This window comes from Phenylobacterium sp., from assembly GCF_046291545.1.
In the GTDB taxonomy this organism is placed as follows: domain Bacteria; phylum Pseudomonadota; class Alphaproteobacteria; order Caulobacterales; family Caulobacteraceae; genus Phenylobacterium.
This window is the reverse complement of the sequence record NZ_JBKBSM010000017.1, coordinates 1-15,621: the sequence shown is the minus strand read 5'-3', so window position 1 is coordinate 15,621 and position 15,621 is coordinate 1. Positions and strand designations below refer to the sequence as shown.

The 15,621-nt window shown below is 71.6% G+C and carries 20 protein-coding genes; 6 read left to right on the top strand and 14 right to left on the bottom strand.

Translation table 11 applies throughout. From position 1 onward, the window contains the following. Nucleotides 1-7 precede the first annotated feature (7 nt). Both argS and ACK4YQ_RS18665 read right to left on the bottom strand, forming a co-directional pair. Nucleotides 8-1,804, bottom strand: a complete 1,797-nt coding sequence (gene argS, locus ACK4YQ_RS18670) for an arginine--tRNA ligase (protein ID WP_409613532.1) — start codon at nt 1,802-1,804, stop codon at nt 8-10. Further along, complete coding sequence (locus ACK4YQ_RS18665; protein ID WP_409613529.1) at nt 1,801-2,481, bottom strand: Tat pathway signal sequence domain protein; 681 nt, start codon at nt 2,479-2,481, stop codon at nt 1,801-1,803. The genes argS and ACK4YQ_RS18665 overlap by 4 nt, the downstream gene beginning before the upstream one ends. A gap of 119 nt (nt 2,482-2,600) precedes the next feature. Here ACK4YQ_RS18665 and ispH point away from each other — a divergent pair, with 119 nt between their 5' ends. Beyond that, nucleotides 2,601-3,560 carry a 4-hydroxy-3-methylbut-2-enyl diphosphate reductase gene (gene ispH / locus ACK4YQ_RS18660; RefSeq protein ID WP_409613526.1) on the top strand — a complete coding sequence of 320 codons (960 nt, stop codon included), beginning with the start codon at nt 2,601-2,603 and terminating at the stop codon, nt 3,558-3,560. Between the two features lie 26 nt (nt 3,561-3,586). On the opposite strand, the gene ACK4YQ_RS18655 is transcribed toward ispH, so the two are convergent. Beyond that, nucleotides 3,587-3,976 (bottom strand): VOC family protein, encoded by a 390-nt coding sequence (locus tag ACK4YQ_RS18655; protein ID WP_409613523.1) that lies wholly within the window; start codon nt 3,974-3,976, stop codon nt 3,587-3,589. Nucleotides 3,977-4,039: 63 nt separating this feature from the next. Between ACK4YQ_RS18655 and ACK4YQ_RS18650 the strand changes: the two genes are divergently transcribed. Beyond that, the gene (locus ACK4YQ_RS18650; protein WP_409613520.1) at nt 4,040-4,282 is read left to right on the top strand and encodes a multiprotein-bridging factor 1 family protein; all 243 of its coding nucleotides are present in this window, start codon (nt 4,040-4,042) and stop codon (nt 4,280-4,282) included. A 66-nt stretch (nt 4,283-4,348) separates the two neighbouring features. On the opposite strand, the gene ACK4YQ_RS18645 is transcribed toward ACK4YQ_RS18650, so the two are convergent. Further along, complete coding sequence (locus tag ACK4YQ_RS18645) at nt 4,349-4,573, bottom strand: hypothetical protein (RefSeq protein WP_409613518.1); 225 nt, start codon at nt 4,571-4,573, stop codon at nt 4,349-4,351. Nucleotides 4,574-4,658: 85 nt separating this feature from the next. On the opposite strand from ACK4YQ_RS18645, the gene thrB reads away from it, so the two are divergent. From thrB to ACK4YQ_RS18630, 3 genes are all read left to right on the top strand, one after another. Then, entirely contained in the window at nt 4,659-5,624 is a 966-nt protein-coding gene (thrB, locus tag ACK4YQ_RS18640) for a homoserine kinase (RefSeq protein ID WP_409613515.1), read from the top strand. Next, nucleotides 5,621-6,064 (top strand): ribonuclease HI, encoded by a 444-nt coding sequence (gene rnhA / locus ACK4YQ_RS18635; protein ID WP_409613512.1) that lies wholly within the window; start codon nt 5,621-5,623, stop codon nt 6,062-6,064. Before thrB ends, rnhA begins: the two co-directional genes overlap by 4 nt. 101 nt (nt 6,065-6,165) lie before the next feature. Next, nucleotides 6,166-6,648, top strand: a complete 483-nt coding sequence (locus ACK4YQ_RS18630; RefSeq protein ID WP_409613509.1) for a MarR family winged helix-turn-helix transcriptional regulator — start codon at nt 6,166-6,168, stop codon at nt 6,646-6,648. Here ACK4YQ_RS18630 and ACK4YQ_RS18625 read toward each other — a convergent pair. Genes ACK4YQ_RS18625 through ACK4YQ_RS18615 form a run of 3 tightly spaced genes read right to left on the bottom strand, consistent with a single transcriptional unit; the run spans nt 6,605 to nt 8,461 of the window. After that, nucleotides 6,605-7,072 (bottom strand): NfeD family protein, encoded by a 468-nt coding sequence (locus ACK4YQ_RS18625; RefSeq protein ID WP_409613506.1) that lies wholly within the window; start codon nt 7,070-7,072, stop codon nt 6,605-6,607. The two genes, ACK4YQ_RS18630 and ACK4YQ_RS18625, sit on opposite strands and share 44 nt — an antisense overlap. Before the next feature lie 4 nt (nt 7,073-7,076). After that, complete coding sequence (locus ACK4YQ_RS18620; protein WP_409613503.1) at nt 7,077-8,033, bottom strand: SPFH domain-containing protein; 957 nt, start codon at nt 8,031-8,033, stop codon at nt 7,077-7,079. Nucleotides 8,034-8,062: 29 nt separating this feature from the next. Then, on the bottom strand, nt 8,063-8,461 hold the full coding sequence (locus ACK4YQ_RS18615; protein WP_409613500.1) for a TIGR02301 family protein: 399 nt from the start codon (nt 8,459-8,461) through the stop codon (nt 8,063-8,065). A gap of 80 nt (nt 8,462-8,541) precedes the next feature. Here ACK4YQ_RS18615 and ACK4YQ_RS18610 point away from each other — a divergent pair, with 80 nt between their 5' ends. Beyond that, a complete protein-coding gene (locus ACK4YQ_RS18610) occupies nt 8,542-9,051 on the top strand; it encodes a YbjN domain-containing protein (RefSeq protein ID WP_409613497.1) in 510 nt (169 codons plus the stop codon). 10 nt (nt 9,052-9,061) lie between these two features. Here ACK4YQ_RS18610 and ACK4YQ_RS18605 read toward each other — a convergent pair whose 3' ends face one another. The 7 genes from ACK4YQ_RS18605 to ACK4YQ_RS18575 form a co-directional block, all read right to left on the bottom strand. Next, nucleotides 9,062-10,039 (bottom strand): NAD(P)H-dependent flavin oxidoreductase, encoded by a 978-nt coding sequence (locus ACK4YQ_RS18605; protein ID WP_409613494.1) that lies wholly within the window; start codon nt 10,037-10,039, stop codon nt 9,062-9,064. A 111-nt stretch (nt 10,040-10,150) separates the two neighbouring features. Beyond that, nucleotides 10,151-10,933, bottom strand: a complete 783-nt coding sequence (locus ACK4YQ_RS18600) for an SDR family NAD(P)-dependent oxidoreductase (RefSeq protein WP_409613491.1) — start codon at nt 10,931-10,933, stop codon at nt 10,151-10,153. Nucleotides 10,934-10,993: 60 nt separating this feature from the next. Further along, nucleotides 10,994-11,791, bottom strand: coding sequence for a 3-hydroxybutyrate dehydrogenase (locus ACK4YQ_RS18595; protein WP_409613488.1), 798 nt, complete (start codon nt 11,789-11,791; stop codon nt 10,994-10,996). A 22-nt stretch (nt 11,792-11,813) separates the two neighbouring features. Then, entirely contained in the window at nt 11,814-12,596 is a 783-nt protein-coding gene (gene yaaA / locus ACK4YQ_RS18590; protein WP_409613486.1) for a peroxide stress protein YaaA, read from the bottom strand. 108 nt (nt 12,597-12,704) lie between these two features. After that, on the bottom strand, nt 12,705-14,114 hold the full coding sequence (locus ACK4YQ_RS18585; protein WP_409613483.1) for an FAD-binding oxidoreductase: 1,410 nt from the start codon (nt 14,112-14,114) through the stop codon (nt 12,705-12,707). A gap of 23 nt (nt 14,115-14,137) precedes the next feature. Beyond that, the gene (locus ACK4YQ_RS18580) at nt 14,138-15,049 is read right to left on the bottom strand and encodes an L-threonylcarbamoyladenylate synthase (protein ID WP_409613572.1); all 912 of its coding nucleotides are present in this window, start codon (nt 15,047-15,049) and stop codon (nt 14,138-14,140) included. Continuing rightward, nucleotides 15,046-15,621, bottom strand: a 576-nt coding sequence (locus ACK4YQ_RS18575; RefSeq protein WP_409613481.1) for a YceI family protein, incomplete at its 5' end; no start/stop codon positions are given. The genes ACK4YQ_RS18575 and ACK4YQ_RS18580, both read right to left, overlap by 4 nt.

Sequence of the window (15,621 nt, the reverse complement as noted above, 5' to 3'; positions counted from 1 at the left end):
CGCCGCCCTACATCCGCTCCGGCGTGGCCACGCCCAGCAGGTCCAGCGCCTTTTCGAGCTGGCGCAGGGTGGTCGCCGCGAGCGTCAGGCGCGAGGCGCGCACCGGGGGCGGCGCCGCCAGGATCGGACAGGCAGCGTAGAACTTCGAGAACGCCTGGGCCAGCCTGTAGGCGTGGTCGGCGATGAAGTTCGGCGCCTTCTTCTCATAGGCGTCGACCAGCGCCTGGTCGAAGGCGTCCAGGAGCAGCACGAGGTCCCGCTCGGCGGCCTCCGACACCGACGCCGGCCCCGGCGCGGCGCCCTCCTCGGCGGCTTTGCGCAGAAGCGATTTCACCCGCACCGCCTGATAGAGCAGGTACGGGCCCGTCTTGCCCTCGAAGCTGGAGAAGCGGTCCAGGTCGAAGACGTAGGAGGTGCCGCGGAAGTTCTGCAGGTCGGCGAACTTCAGGGCCGCCACCGCCACCTTGTGGGCGGTGTCCTCGAAGGCCTCCGGGTCCAGGTCCTCGCCGAGCCCGGCTTCGTGCAGCCGCTCGCGCGCCTTGGCCCGGGTCATCTCGATCAGGTCGTTCAGCTTCAGGACCCCGCCCTCGCGGGTCTTGAACGGCTTGCCGTCGGCCCCGTTCATGGTGCCGAAGCCGATGTGCTCCAGCGAGCCCTCCGCGGCGTAGCCGGCCAGATAGGCGGCGCGGAACACGATCTCGAAGTGGTCGGCCTGGCGCTGGTCGACGACGTAGAGCACCAGGTCCGGATCGAAGCTGCGCCGGCGGTCCAGCACGGTGGCCAGGTCCGTGGTGCCGTACATCGCCGAGCCCTCGGACGAGACCACCAGCAGCGGCGGCAGCTCGCGCTTGTCGCCCTGGCGGTTCACCCGGATGATCCGCGCGCCCTGGTCGTCCACCAGCAGGCCCTTGGCGTCCAGCTCGGCCACCATCGGGTCGATCAGGTCCTCGACGTCGCTCTCGCCCTTCCACAGGTCGAAGTCCACGCCCAGGGCGTGAAAGTCGCGCTCCAGCGCCACGCGGGTGACGCGGGCGAAGTGCTTCCACAGCAGGAAATAGCCCGGCGTGCGCGCCTGCAGCGCGGCGGTCAGCTTGCGGGCGCGGTCGCGGTAGGCCTCGTCGGTCTTGCCCCGCGCCGCAGCGGCCGGATAGAGCCGGTCCAGATCGGCCAGGGTCACCGCGTCGAACAGGGCGTCGGCCTCGGCCGCCTCCTGCGCCGTCGGCTCGGCGCCGCGGGCGTTCAGCGCCTCGATGCGCTCGGCGATCGCCGGCTGCTCGTCCATCACCGCGCCGATCAACAGGCCCATCTGGTAGCCCCAGTCGCCGAAGTGGGCGTCGCCGACCACCTCGTCGCCGCGGAAGCGATAGAGCCGCTTGATCGCCTCGCCGATGATCGAGGCGCGCAGGTGGCCCACGTGCATCGGCTTGGCCACGTTCGGCCCGCCGTAGTCCACCAGCACGCGCCGGGGCGCGGCGACCTGGCCGGCCCCGACCAGCGGGTCGGCGGCGATCTGGTCCGCGCGTTCGGCCAGGGCCGCGTCGGCGAGCTTGAAGTTGATGAAGCCGGGGCCGGCGATCTCCACCGCGGCCAGCCGCGCATCGCCTTCCAGGGCGCGCACGACCTCGGCCGCCACCTCCCGCGGGTTGCGCCTGGCGGTCTTTGCGGCGGCGAGGGCGCCGTTGCACTGGAAGTCGGCGAGGTCGGGTCGGTCGGAGGGCGTCACCCGGCCCAGCTCGGACGGCAGGCCCGCCGCGGCGAAGGCGGCCTGCACCGCCTCGCCGAGGCTCGTCTTCAGGTCGCTCATGGGTTGGACGTGGCGTCTCCGGCCTGGCCGGCGTTCACGCGGAAGCGCTTGCCGTCCCGGTTGAAGGCCGCCATCTGCGGCGTCACGTCGAAGCCGATCAGCACCTCGAAGTTCGCCCCCGACGTCGTCAGCGACGCCCGCGGAATGGTGATCTCGTCGATGGTGTCGGTCACGTACACCCGGTCCTGGCCGTCCGGGAAGTTCACCGGCACGTCGAAGTACTGCTTGGCGAGGACCGCCTGATTGCGCTGGGTGACGGCCACCCAGTAGCGGTAGGTCTTGGACGAGCCCTGCGCCTGCGGCCCGCGGCCCATTTCAAACAGCACCTCCACGCGCACCTTGATCGGCTCGTCGTCCTTGTAGGCGCAGCCCGCCGAGATGCCCTGGATCTCGCCGGAGAAGCCGACGTTGGCCGAGGCCTCGCGCCCTTCGGCGAACTCGATGTAGCGCGCCGCGTCGTAGAGCGTCTTCACGTACGGACAGGGACCGGCGTTGCGCAGCGCCGGCAGCGGCGACTGGGCGTTGCCCCACTCCTCGTCGCGCTTGCGCTTCTTGGCGGCCTCCTGCTCCTGACGGTCGGCCCCGCCGCGGTCCCGCGACTGGGCGAAGACCTCGGTGGTCGGCACGGCGGTGGCCGCGACGGCGAAGGCGGCGGCGAGAAGCAGGGTGCGGCGCATGAATCGTCCGGGATCAGCAGCGGCGCGGGCGGTCCGCGCAACGGGCTCCTAGTAAAGGCTCTCGAATGCGGCCGCAACGCGGCTGGCGCCGCAGGCCGCGCGCGCCTACGTTTCCGGCCATGACCGACCCCGCCCGCCTCCGCCCGCCCCTCAAGGTCCTGCTCGCCAGCCCGCGTGGTTTCTGCGCCGGCGTCGACCGCGCGATCCAGATCGTCGAGCGGGCCATCGAGAAATACGGCGCGCCGGTCTATGTGCGCCACGAGATCGTCCACAACCGCCACGTGGTCGATCGGCTGAGGGCCATGGGCGCGGTCTTCGTCGAGGAGCTGGACGACTGCCCCGACGACCGGCCCGTGGTGTTCTCCGCCCACGGGGTGCCCAAGTCCGTGCCGGCGGCGGCGCGCTCGCGCCAGATGCTCTATCTGGACGCCACCTGCCCCCTGGTCTCGAAGGTCCATGTCGAGGCCCAGCGCCACTATGACGCCGGCCGCGAGATCGTCCTGATCGGCCACGCCGGCCACCCCGAGGTGGTGGGCACCATGGGCCAGCTTCCCGAAGGCGCGGTCACCCTGATCGAGACGCCGGACGACGCCCGCGCCTACCGGCCGCAGAACCCGGCCAACGTCGCCTTCGCCACCCAGACCACCCTGTCGGTGGACGACACCGCCGAGATCGTCTCGATCCTGCGCGCGCGCTTCCCGGCCATCGCCGCGCCGCACAAGGAGGACATCTGCTACGCCACCACCAACCGCCAGGAGGCGGTCAAGACCGTGGCCGCCCGGGCCGACGTGCTCCTGGTGCTGGGCTCGGCCAATTCCTCCAACTCCGTGCGCCTGGCCGAGGTCGGCAGGCGCGCGGGCGTGGCCCGCTCGCACCTGATCGACGACGCCTCGGCGCTGGACCTCGCCTGGCTGGAGGGCGCGCGCACCGTCGGCGTCACCGCCGGCGCCTCGGCGCCCGAGGTCCTGGTCCAGGGTCTCATCGACCGCCTCTGCGAAGCCTTCGACGTCGAGGTCGAGGAGATCGACGCCGCCCGCGAGACCGTCAGCTTCAAGCTGCCCCGCGCGCTGGCGGTCTAGCCGTCGCCTTGGGGCGGGGCTTCGCTTCAGTCCATCGCCTGGCCGAAACAGAGCACCCGTCCGTCGCAGTCGCGGACCGTCAGCTCTTTGCCGTTCCAGATCGCCCTGTGGGTAGGCCCGTCGAGGATGTCGGCCCGCCTCGCGCGCAGCTCGTGCGCCAAGGCGTCCACGTCGTCGACATGGAGGAATACGTCGATCGGGAAAGCCGGGGAGACGGCGCCGTTCGCGGGCTGGGGCTGGCCCCGGCTGGGCTGGCGGAACATCAGCTGCGCCCCGTCCCGCCGCACCACCACAAAGCTCGGCGGATCGCCGTGAATCTCGCCGAAGCTGAAGCCGAGGACGTCGCGATAGTACTCCGCGGTCGCGAACACGTCTGACACCAGCAGGACCGGCGCTGCACTGGCGATCTGGACCATGCGCCAGCCCCTTGCTATCGTTTATGGTACTAAAAGTATCTAATATGAGATGATTGATCAAGCATGATCTCCAACCTCCAGATCCGCGCCGCCCGCGCCCTGCTGGGCTGGAGTCAGCAGCGCTTGGCCCAGGAGGCCGGATTGTCGGCCATCACCGTCAAGCGGCTGGAGGCCTCCGACGAGATCTTCCAGGCAAAGTTCGAGACGGTGATGAAGGTTAAGGATGCGGTGGAGGCCGCCGGCGTCGTGTTCCGCACCGACGAGAACGGCCTGGTCCATGGCGTCAGCCTTCGCCGGAAGGCCTGAGATCCCGAAGCCGGGGCTTCGGCGGCCAGGCGCCGTCGACCCTCCGCCCGGAGGCTCTTGTCACCCCTAGAGGGCGCCCAGGTTCTTCTTGTAGCGCTTCAGGAAGGCCCGGCCGCGCTCGTGGCGGCCGTCGTCCTGTCCGGTCTCGACGATCTCGGCGGCGAGCTCGCCGTCTGCGCTTCGGCTCAGATGCACGGCCTCGCCGGCCTTGGCGTGGAGCTCGGCCCTCGCCTCCTCGTCGAGGATCAGGCCGAGTCGGTCGCCGACCTGTTCCAGCTTCAGGACGATCATGGGGGCCTCCTTCGCGGGCGGAATCTAGCACGGGCGAAGGCCTCCGTCTTGACCGGCGGGCCGGGCTTCTCCATCCCCGCACCTCATGGCCGTCTACACCGACATCACCGACGAAGAGCTCCAGGCGCTGCTCGCCGACTACGACCTGGGCGAGGCGCTCTCGTTCAAGGGCATCGCCGAGGGGGTCGAGAACTCCAACTTCCTGCTGGAGACCGGGACCGGCCGCTTCATCCTCACCGTCTTCGAAAAGCGCGTCCGCAGCGAGGACCTGCCGTTCTTCCTGGACCTGATGCGCTGGCTGGCCGACCAAGGCTATCCCAGCGCCGCGCCGATCCGCGACCGCGACGGGCGGATGCTGAAATCGCTGCGGGGCAAGCCGGCGGTGATCGTGGCCTTCCTCTCTGGCCTGTCCGTGCGCCGCCCCTCCGTCGCCCACTGCCGCGAGGCCGGCCGGGGCCTGGCCTGGCTGCACCAGGCGTCCGAGGGCTTCGCCGGCGCGCGCGCCAACGACCTTAGCCAGCCGGCTTGGGCGCCCATGTTCGCGCGGCTGAGGGCCGAAGCCGAGGCGCTGAAGCCCGGCCTCGCCGCGGTGATCGACGCCGACCTCGACATGCTGGCCCGCAGGTGGCCCCAGGGCCTGCCCAGCGGCGTGGTCCACGCCGACTACTTCCCCGACAACGTCTTCTTCCACGGGGCCGAGTTCGCCGGGACCATCGACTTCTACTTCGCCTGCGTGGACGCCTACGCCTACGACGTCGCCATCGCCCTCAACGCCTGGTGCTTCGAGGCGGACGGCAGCTTCAACATCACCGCCGCCCGCGCGCTGCTGGCCGGCTACGAAAGCCGCCGCCCCCTCAGCGGCGCCGAGCGGGCGGCCCTGCCGGTGCTGGCGCACGGGGCGGCCATGCGCTTCTTCCTCACCCGGCTCGCCGACTGGGGCTCGACCCCGCCCGGCGCCCTGGTTCGGCCGAAGGACCCGCTGGAGTACGAGCGCAAGCTGGCGGTGCACCGCTCCGCGCCGGACCTGGTGCTGTTCGGAGCGCCGGCGTGACGCCCAAGGTGGTGATCTATACGGACGGGGCCTGCTCGGGGAATCCGGGCCCCGGCGGCTGGGGCGCGATCCTGATCTACGGCGAGCGCGAGAAGGAGCTGACCGGCGGCGAGCGGGCGACCACCAACAACCGCATGGAGCTGATGGCGGCGATCCAGGCCCTGGAGGCCCTGACCAAGCCCTGCAAGGTCGAGCTGCACACCGACAGCCAGTATGTGATGAAGGGCGTCACCCAATGGATTCACGGCTGGAAGGCCCGCGGCTGGCTCACCGCCGACAGGAAGCCGGTGAAGAACGACGACCTGTGGCGGCGCCTTGACGAAGCCCGCCGCCGTCACGATGTCGACTGGCGATGGGTCAAGGGCCACAACGGCCACGAGCTCAACGAACGGGCCGACGCCCTCGCCCGCAAGGGGATGAAGGAAGCCAACGCCGCCTAGGGCCGGCGGCTCCGCATTACAGATAGTTCATGAGTGAACGGCTTGAACGTTCACGGGCGAACCACCATCTCCCGACGACCTTAGACGAGACGGAGGCGTCGATGTCGCCTGCCCTTCAGGATCGGCCCGATGTGGAGGTGTTCTCCGAGATCGGCGTCATCGAGCACCACGCCCGCATGGCCGTCAGCCGCAACCTGCCGGAGGGCATGAACTACGCCCACTACGAGGTGCTGAGCCATCTGGTGCGGCACGGCGACGGCCAGACCCCGGCCGAGCTCGCCCAGGCCCTCTTGATGAGCAAGGCCGCGATCACCGGCGTGCTGCAGAAGATGGCGGCCGGCGGCCAGGTCTGCGTGCTGGCCGACGTGGACGACCGTCGCAAGAAGCGCGTGCGCGTCACCCGCGCGGGGCTGGACGCCTACAACTACGTGCTGAAGACCATCAAGTGGAAGACCGACGCCCTGCGCAGCGCCTTCACCGAGCAGGAGTTCCGCGAGGCCCTGCCCTTCCTGCGGGCCCTGCGGGCCTTCCTGCAGGACGTCAGCTCGACGAAGGGCGCACCCGAAGCCGCGTACCACCCGTGACGCCGACCACCCGCACGTCCTGACCGGCCGCCAGCGTTTCGCCCTCCTCCAGCTCGGCCGCCCACTCCTTGCCGTCGATGGCGATGCGGCCGTGCCCGCCCAGGAACGCCTGCACCGCCTGGCCTTCCTGGCCGACGAGCCGACCGACGTTGTCGTTGATGTCCCCCGCGGCCGCCATTTCCGAGCGCGGGAAGTAGCGCCGCGCCAGCAGGGTCGAGGCGATCGTCAGGACCGCGAACAGGAACAGGGCGACCGGAAGGCCGAGCGGCGTCAGCAGCGACAGGACCCCGACCGCGGCGGCGGAGGCCGAAGGCCACAGGAGCCAGCCCGAGCCGATCGCCACCTCCGTCGCCAGGATCGCCGCGGCCAGCCCCGTCCAGACCCAGAAATCGTGGGCCGCATAGAAGTCGAAGAGGCCGTCCATGGCGCTAGGCCCCGGTGCGCGGCACGGCCGGCGCCCGCGGCGGCCGCGGGCCGCCCTCGCCGTCCACCGACTTGATCAGCTCGGCGATGCCGGCGATCGAGCCGACCAGCGAGCCCATCTCCGCGGGTACGATCACCGTCTTCTGCTGCGGGCTCTCGGCCAGCTTGGCGAAGGCCTCCACGTACTTCTGGGCGATGAAGTAGTTGATGGCGTTCACGTCGCCCCGCGCGATCGCCTCGGAGACATAGGCGGTCGCCTTGGCCTCGGCCTCGGCCTCGCGCTCGCGGGCTTCGGCGTCGCGGAAGGCGGCCTCGCGCCGGCCCTCGGCCTGCAGGATCGCCGACTGCTTGGCGCCCTCGGCGCGGGCGATGGCCGCCTGCTTCTCCCCGTCGGCCTCGGTGATCACCGCCCGGCGCTCGCGCTCGGCCTTCATCTGCCGGGCCATGGCGTTGGTGATGTCCGGCGGCGGCTGCAGGTCCTTGATCTCGATGCGCGCGACCTTGACGCCCCATGGTCCGGTGGCCGCGTCGATGACGTTCAGCAGGCGGGTGTTGATCTGGTCGCGCTGCGACAGCATCTCGTCCAGGTCCATCGAGCCGACCACCGTGCGCAGGTTGGTCATGGCGAGCTGGGCGATGGCGTAGTTCAGGTTGTCCACCCGATAGGCCGCCGCCGCCGCGTCCATCACCTGGATGAAGACGATGCCGTCCACCTGGACCACGGCGTTGTCCTTGGTGATCACCTCCTGGCGCGGCACGTCCAGCACCTGCTCCATCATGTTCACCTTGCGCCCGACCCCTTCGACGAAGGGGGTCAGGAAGCTGATGCCGGGCTTCAGGGTGCGCGTGTAGCGGCCGAACCGCTCCACCGTGTACTCGCGGCCCTGCGGCACGATCTTGATGGCCCCGAAGAGAATGAAGGCCGCCAGGACCAGAAAGACGATCGAAACGCCCAAACCCATGACGACCTCCCAGATGTCGAAGCTCTACCTTAGCGCGGCCTCGTGACGCCTGCTATCGTATCCGGCGGGTCGACCGCCTGGGACAGGCGCAGGGCCAGGGCGCGGCCCCGGACGGCGGCGCGGGCCGCCTCGGCCCGGCCGGCTGCGTCGCATCGCGGATGGGCGGCCCGGGCCGTGCTGTAGCCGGTGTTGAAGGCGGTCCGCAGCCGCCGGTCCAGGCTCTCGTCCGGCGCCTCCAGCTCCACCAGCCGAATCATCCGCGCGCGCCAGTACTGGTCGTCCTCGCCCTCGCAGGCCTGGCGCAGGGCGTGGCTCTCGCCCAGCACATAGGAAAGGTCGACCAGCGCCTGCCGCTCCACCGGCCCGCGGGTCTGCGCGGCGGCGGGCGCGGCGGCCAGGGCGAGGATGGCGATGAGCGCCGGCTTCATGCCTCGGTTAGAGCCCGGCGGCCGCGGCTTGTCACCCCAGGGCGCTACCCAGGGCCGGACGCGTCTGCTAGCGGAGGGCCATGTCGATCCTTCCGATCCGCCGGGGCGCGGCGCTGCTCGCCGTCCTCGCCCTGCCCGCCGCCGCCGCCGCCGCCGAGTCCGGCGCCTTCGACGCCCGCGACCCGAAGGGCCTCATCGAGGTCCTGGGAGCCATGGACGCCAAGGCCGAGGTCGCCCGCACCGCGGCCGATTCGGTGTTCCTCAACGTGACCACGCCGGCCTACGGCTTCGGCGTGCAGTTCGCCGGCTGCGACGCCGGCGGAAAGCAATGCCAGGCGGTGGCCTTCTCCACCTCCGCCAGCGCCAAGACCGCGACCCTGGCCCAGATCAACGGCTTCAATCAGACCTCGGTCAACTGCCGCGCCTTCCAGGACCCGGCCGGCAAGGCGCACATCGCCTATTCGGCGCTCCTGTCGGCCCGCGACAACCGCGACGAGCTGAAGATGCACGTCGGCGCCTGGCAGGGCTGCGTGGCCGCCTTCGGCGAGTTCCTCACCGACCCGGCCGGCTTCCTGGCCAAGGCGCCCTAGGGCGGCGGCCCTAGGCCGGGGTCTTGACCCGGAACGCGGCGGCCGTGGCCAGGGCCATCTCGGCCTCGGCGATCATCCGGCGCACGATGTCGCCGGCCGCCGGCACGTCGTGCACCCCGCCCGCCGACTGGCCCATGGCGAAGCACGACTTGTCCGGGTCGAGCCCTTCGATCTGGCCGCCGATGCCGCCCATCACGCCGGCCTGGCTGGACAGCATGGCCTGCTGCGGGAAGGGCTGGATGTCGGAAGGACGGCTTTCCCAGTCGTCGACGTAGGGGTTCTTCTTCACCCGCATCGGCTTGCCCGAGTAGCAGCGCGTGCGGATGGTGTCCTCGTCGGTGGCCTCGACGATGGTCTCCTGGTAGAGCCCGCCCGCGTGCGCCTCCTTGGAGGCGATGAAGCGGGTGCCGACCCACACGCCGACGGCGCCCAGGGCCAGGGCCGCGGCCAGGCCCCGGCCGTCGTAGATGCCGCCCGCCGCGACCACCGGAACCTTCACGGCCTCCACCGCCTGGGCCACCAGCGGCATGGTGCCGACCAGGCCCGTGTGGCCGCCGCCTTCGCCGCCCTGGCAGATCACCGCGTCGCAGCCGGCCTGCTCGGCCTTCACCGCGTGCTTCACCGCCCCGCAGACCACCATCACCTTCAGGCCGGCCTTCTTCAGCTTCTCCAGGATCGGCATGGGCACGCCCAGGCCGGCGACGAAGCTGGAGGCGCCTTCCTCGATGATCACGTCCACCGAAGCCACCAGGCTCTCCGGCGAGGCGGCCAGCAGGTCGACGCCGAACGGGCCGTCGGTCAGCTTGCGCACCTGGCGCATCTGCTCGCGGATGAAGTCGGGCCCGCGCCCGGCCATGCCCAGAACCCCGTAGCCGCCGGCGTTGGTCACCGCCGCCGCGAGTTCGGCGTAGGAGACCCCGCCCATGCCCGCCAGCATGATCGGGTGGCGGACGCCTAGCAGGTCGCAAAGCGGAGTATGCAGAGACATGGAAATCCTCCCGGAGATTATGGCCGGGAGGATGGCGCCGCACCGGACGGAAGGAAACCGTGACCTAAGGTCATGCGGGCTCGCTTGCGCCCGGCGTTCTTCGAGCCAGCCTCAGTAGATCATGTACCCGCCGTCGATCAGGAACTCGTCGCCCGTGTGGAAGGACGAGGCGTCGGAGGCCAGATAGACCGCGATGCCGCCGAAGTCGGCCGGCTCGCCCCAGCGGCGCATCGGCACGCGCCCGATGACCCGGTCGTTGAACTTGTCGTTGCCCTGGGCGCCGGAGGTCATGTCGGTGGCGATCCAGCCGGGCAGGATGGAGTTGGCGCGGATGCCGTAGCGGGCGTGCTCCACCGCGATGGCCTTCATCATCGGCAGCACCGCGCCCTTGGTGGCGGCGTAGGCCTCGTTGCGCGCCGCGCCGCTGCGGGCCGACATCGAGGAGACCACCACCAGCGAGCCGCCCATGTCGCCGTCGGCGGCGCGGGCGACCATGTGCTTGCAGGCCTCGCGGAAGGTGAAGAACACCCCGTCCAGGTTCACCGACAGCACCTTGCGGTAGGTCTCGGTCGGGAATTCGGAGAAGGAGGCCGCCCCCCCGCCGATGCCGGCGTTGGCGATCACCGTGTCGATTCGGCCCATCTTGGCGACGGCCTCGGCCATGGCCGCGGCGACGGCCGTCTCGTCGGCGACGTTGACGACCTGGGTCAGCACCCGCACGCCCACGTCCTTCAGCCGGGCCTCGGCGTCGGCGTTCTTCTGGGCGTTGGAGCCCCAGACCACCACGTCCGCCCCGGCCTGGGCCAGGGCTTCGACCATGCCGAAGCCGATGCCGCCGTTGCCGCCGGTGACCAGCGCCACCTTTCCCGTCAGATCGAATGGCTTGTACGCCATGGCCGTCTCCTCCCGTCAAACAGATGTTGGGGAGGAAAAGCCCCGCTCAGCGGCGATCCGTCAAGCCGCCGTCCACCCGCCGTCGATGGAATAGGCCGAGCCGGTCGCCGAGGCGCCCAGGTCGGAGACCAGGTAGCACATCAGCCCCGCGAGCTGTTCGTAGGTCACGAACGCCTTGTTCGGCTGGGAGGCCAGGATCACCTCGGCCACCACCCGGTCCTCGGGGATGCCGTGGGTGCGGGCCTGGTCGCCGATCTGCTTCTCGACCAGCGGGGTCTTCACATAGCCCGGGCAGATGGCGTTGCAGGTGATCCCCTGGCGCGCGGTCTCCAGGGCCACGGTCTTGGTGAAGCCCACCACCCCGTGCTTGGCCGCGACATAGGCCGACTTGAACGGCGAGGCGACCAGGCCGTGGGCCGAGGCGATGTTGACGATCCGCCCGCGGCCCTGGGCCTTCATGATCGGCAGGGCCGCGCGCGTGGCGTGGAACACCGAGGACAGGTTGATCGCGATCACCGCGTCCCACTTCTCGGGAGGGAACTCGTCCACCGCGGCCACGTGCTGGATGCCGGCGTTGTTGACCAGGATGTCCAGGCGGCCGAACTCGCGCCGGGCCAGGTCGATCATGTCCTCGATCTCGGCCGGCCTGGTCATGTCGGCGCCGTGGTAGAGCGCCCTCACGCCCGTACGCGCCTCCAGGGCCCGGCGGTCGGCCTCGATCTGCGCCGGATCGCCAAAGCCGTTGAGGATCACGTCGACCCCCTGCTCGGCCAGGGCGTGGGCCATCGCCTGGCCGATCCCGCTGGTCGAGCCGGTGACGACCGCGGCGTGTCCCTTCAGCCCATAGTCCACGGCCATCTTCGCATCTCCTCTTGGGGGGTCAGGCCGCGGCCGGCAGGGGCTGGGGCCGCAGGAAGGTCCATTCCTCGTCCTTCGACAGGGACGGCTGGAAGCTGTAGCCGCCCAGGCTGAAGTCCTTCAGCCCCTCGGCCCGGTCCAGGCGCTGGTCGATGGCGTAGCGCGCCATCAGGCCCCGCGCCTTCTTGGCGAAGAAGCTGACGATCCGCGCCTGGCCGTCGCGCTCCTCCAGGAAGCGCACGTTGATCACCGGCAGCTTCAGCGCCCGGCGGTCGACGGCGCCGAAGTACTCGCCGCTGGCGACGTTCACCAGGGTCCTGTCGGCGTGTCCGGCCGCCGCCTCGTTCAGCGCCTTGGCGATGCGGTCGCCCCAGAAGTCGTAGAGGCTCGAGCCGCGCCGGGTCTTCAGCCGCACGCCCATCTCCAGCCGGTAGGGCTGGATCGCGTCCAGCGGCCGCAGCACGCCGTAGAGGCCCGAGAGAATCCGCACATGGTCCTGCGCCCAGTCCAGGCCCGCCTTGTCCAGCGTCCGGGCCTGAAGCCCCATGTAGACGTCGCCGTTGAAGGCGAAGGCCGCCTGCAGCCCGTCGTCGCAGGCCGGGTCGAAGGCCTGGAACCGCTCGCGGTTCAGGCTGGCCAGGTTGTCGGACAGCGACATCAGGCCCTTCAGGTCCCGCGCGGTGAGCCGGCGGGTCACCTTGGCCAGCTCGGCGATGTCCCTGGTCATCTGCGGCGTGGTGAGCGGCGCGCGCGCCTCGACCGGGGTGAAGTCGAGCGCCTTGGCGGGAGACAGGACCAGAAGCATGGCCGCATCCTTTAGGCCGGCCCCGCCGGCGATTCCAACGTTCCACGAAAATTTCATCGGGCCGCCGCCGGGCGCCTGCGCAAGCGGCCGGCGCGGCGGGCCCGGCGCCTAGAACAGCACCCGCGGGTTCATGATCCGCTTGGGGTCCAGGGCGCGGCGGATGGCGCGCAGGGCCTCCAGCTCGACCGCGCTCTTGTAGCGCTCGGCGTCCTGGGTCTTCATCGCCCCCAGGCCGTGCTCGGCCGATATCGAGCCGCCCAGCTCGGCGACGATGTCGTGGACGATGCGCGAGCCCTCGTCGCGCCGGGCCGAATGGGCCGCGTCCTCGCCGCCGTCGGGCCGCAGGACGTCGTAGTGGATGTTGCCGTCGCCCACGTGGCCGAAGGCCGCCACCCGGCATCCCGGCGCGAAGGCCTCCATGGCCGCGGTCGCCCGCTCCAGGAAGTCGGCGACCCGGCTGACGGGCACGCTGACGTCGTGCTTCCAGGTGGCGCCCTCGGGCTTCTGCGCGGGCGACTGGTTCTCGCGCACCGCCCAGAAGGCCTTGGCCTGGGCCTCGGTCTGGGCGATCGCCGCGTCGCGGATCAGCCCGTCCTCCAGGCTGCGGGCCAAAAGCCGCTCCATCGCCGCCTCCGCCGCGCCGGGCTCGCCCGAGGCGATCTCCACCAGCACGTACCAGGGGTGGACGGCGGCCAGGGGGTCGCGCATGCCCTCGATGTTCTTCAGCGCGAACGCGACGCCGCGCCGGCCCATCAGTTCGAAGGCCTCCACCGCGCCCCCGGCCTCGTCCTTCGCCCGCGCCAGGAGCCGGATCGCCGCCTGCGGATCGTCCACCCCGGCCACCGCCGTCGCCCGCGAGACCAGCAGGGGGAACAGCTTCAGGCTGGCGGCCGTGACCACCCCCAAGGTGCCCTCCGCGCCGATCAGGAGCTGCTTGAGGTCATAGCCGGTGTTGTCCTTGCGCAGGCGCTTCAGCCCGTTCCAGACCTCGCCGTTGGGCAGCACCGCCTCGATCCCCAGCACCAGGTCGCGCATCGTCCCATAGCGCAGCACCGCCGTGCCCCCGGCGTTGGTGGAGATCGTCCCGCCGATGGTGCAGGTGCCCTCGGAGGCCAGGCTCAGCGGGAAGCGCCGGCGATGCTCCAGCGCCGCCTCGTGCACGGCGGCCAGGGTGCAGCCGGCCTCGGCCACGATCACGTCGTCGAACGGCTCGACCTCGCGGATGGTCCGCAGCCGCTCGGTGGACAGAAGGATCTCCCCCTGGGGGATCTGCCCGCCCACCAGGCCCGTGTTGCCCCCCTGCGCCGTGATGGGCGTGCCGGACTCGGCGCAGATCCCCACCACCGCGGCGACCTCCGCCGTGGTCTTCGGCAGGGCCAGGAACGGCGTCGTCCCGAACCAGCGGTCGCGCCACTCCAGGAGCTTGGGGGCCAGGCGGTCGGGGTCCTGGCTCCAGCCGCCTTCGCCGAGCACGGCCTTCAGGCGGGAGAGAACATCGGCGGGGACGGTGACGGTCATGGGCGCATCCTAGTCCCGCCGGTCTATCCGACAAACCCCGCCGCCCGGCGCAGCCGGTCGTTGATCGCCTCGCCCAGGCCCTCGTGCGGGATCGGCGCGACGGCGATGGCGCTGGGGCCGGTGCGGTCGGCGGCGCGCAGGAAAGCGAAGAGGTTCGCCGCGGCTTCGGCCAGGTCCCCCGCCGGACTGAGGTTCCAGCGTCCCGCCCCCGCGGGCGCGGAGGGTCCGAAGCCCAGGTAGGCCTCCCCCGGCGCGGGGCCGACGGCCTCCAGGCGGACCGGCGCCTTGGGCGAATAGTGCCGCGCCAGCCGCCCGGGCGATCGCTTGGCGTCGGCCTCGGCCTCCGCCAGGGGCCCGATCTCGGCCTCGATCTGCGCCCGCGTCACCGCCCCCGGCCGCAGCAGGCGCGGCTGGTCCAGCAGCGAGACCACCGTCGATTCCAGCCCCACCTCGCACGGCCCGCCGTCCAGGGCCGCGGCGGCGCGCTCGCCGGTCTCCTCCAGGGCGTCGGCCAGGCGCGTCGGGCTCGGCCGGCCGGAGCGGTTGGCCGAGGGCGCGGCCAGGGCGCCGCCGAACGCGGCGAGCACGGCGTGGGCGATCGGATGCGCCGGCGCGCGCACGGCCACGGTGTCCAGCCCCGCCCGCGCCAGGTCGCAGACCGCGCCCTCGTCCCGCAGCGGCAGCACCAGCGTCAGCGGCCCCGGCCAGAAGCGGCGGGCCAGCCGGCGCGCCCGCCCGTCGAAGCGGGCCACCCGCTCGGCGGCGGCCAGGTCCGCCACGTGGGCGATCAGGGGATTGAAGCTCGGCCGGCCCTTGGCCTCGTAGATCGCCGCCACGGCCCGCGGGTTCGCCGCGTCGGCCGCCAGGCCGTACACCGTCTCCGTCGGCAGGATGACGAGCCCGCCCGCGCGCAGGGCCTCGACGGCCGCCTTCAGCGCCGGCTCGCCCTCACGTCCACGCTCACCTTCACCCCCGCGGGTATCTGGTCGGTGCTCTGCCACTCGCCCTGCCCCACGCCGAATGCGGTGCGGTCGAGGGTGGTTACACCGCGGGCGCGGGCCTTGTCGCCGTCGATCTTCAGCTCGAACGGCAGGTCCAGGGGCCTGGAGACGCCGCGCAGGGTCAGCCGTCCCTTGGCCACGTAGCGGTCCTGCCCCCGCGCCTCGAACCGCTCGGCCGTATAGGTGGCCCTGGGGTGGGCTTCGGCGTCGAACCAGTCGGCGGAGGGCAGCATCTGGTCGCGCTGGGCGTCGCCGGTCTCGGCCGAGGCCAGGTCGATGCTGATCGAGACCTTCGAGGCGTCCAGCGCCTGCGGGCTGAACAGGATGTCGCCGGTCCAGCGGGTGAAACGGCCCTCGATCGGCGTCCCGCCCCAGGTGGTGGCGAACGCCAGGGTCGAGCCCGGCGCGACGGCCCAGCGGACCGGCTCGGCGGCGGCGGCCTGGGTCTCGGCCGCCGCCTGCGCCTCGGCGGGCGGGGGCCCCTCGGCGGGCGCCGCGTCCGGCGC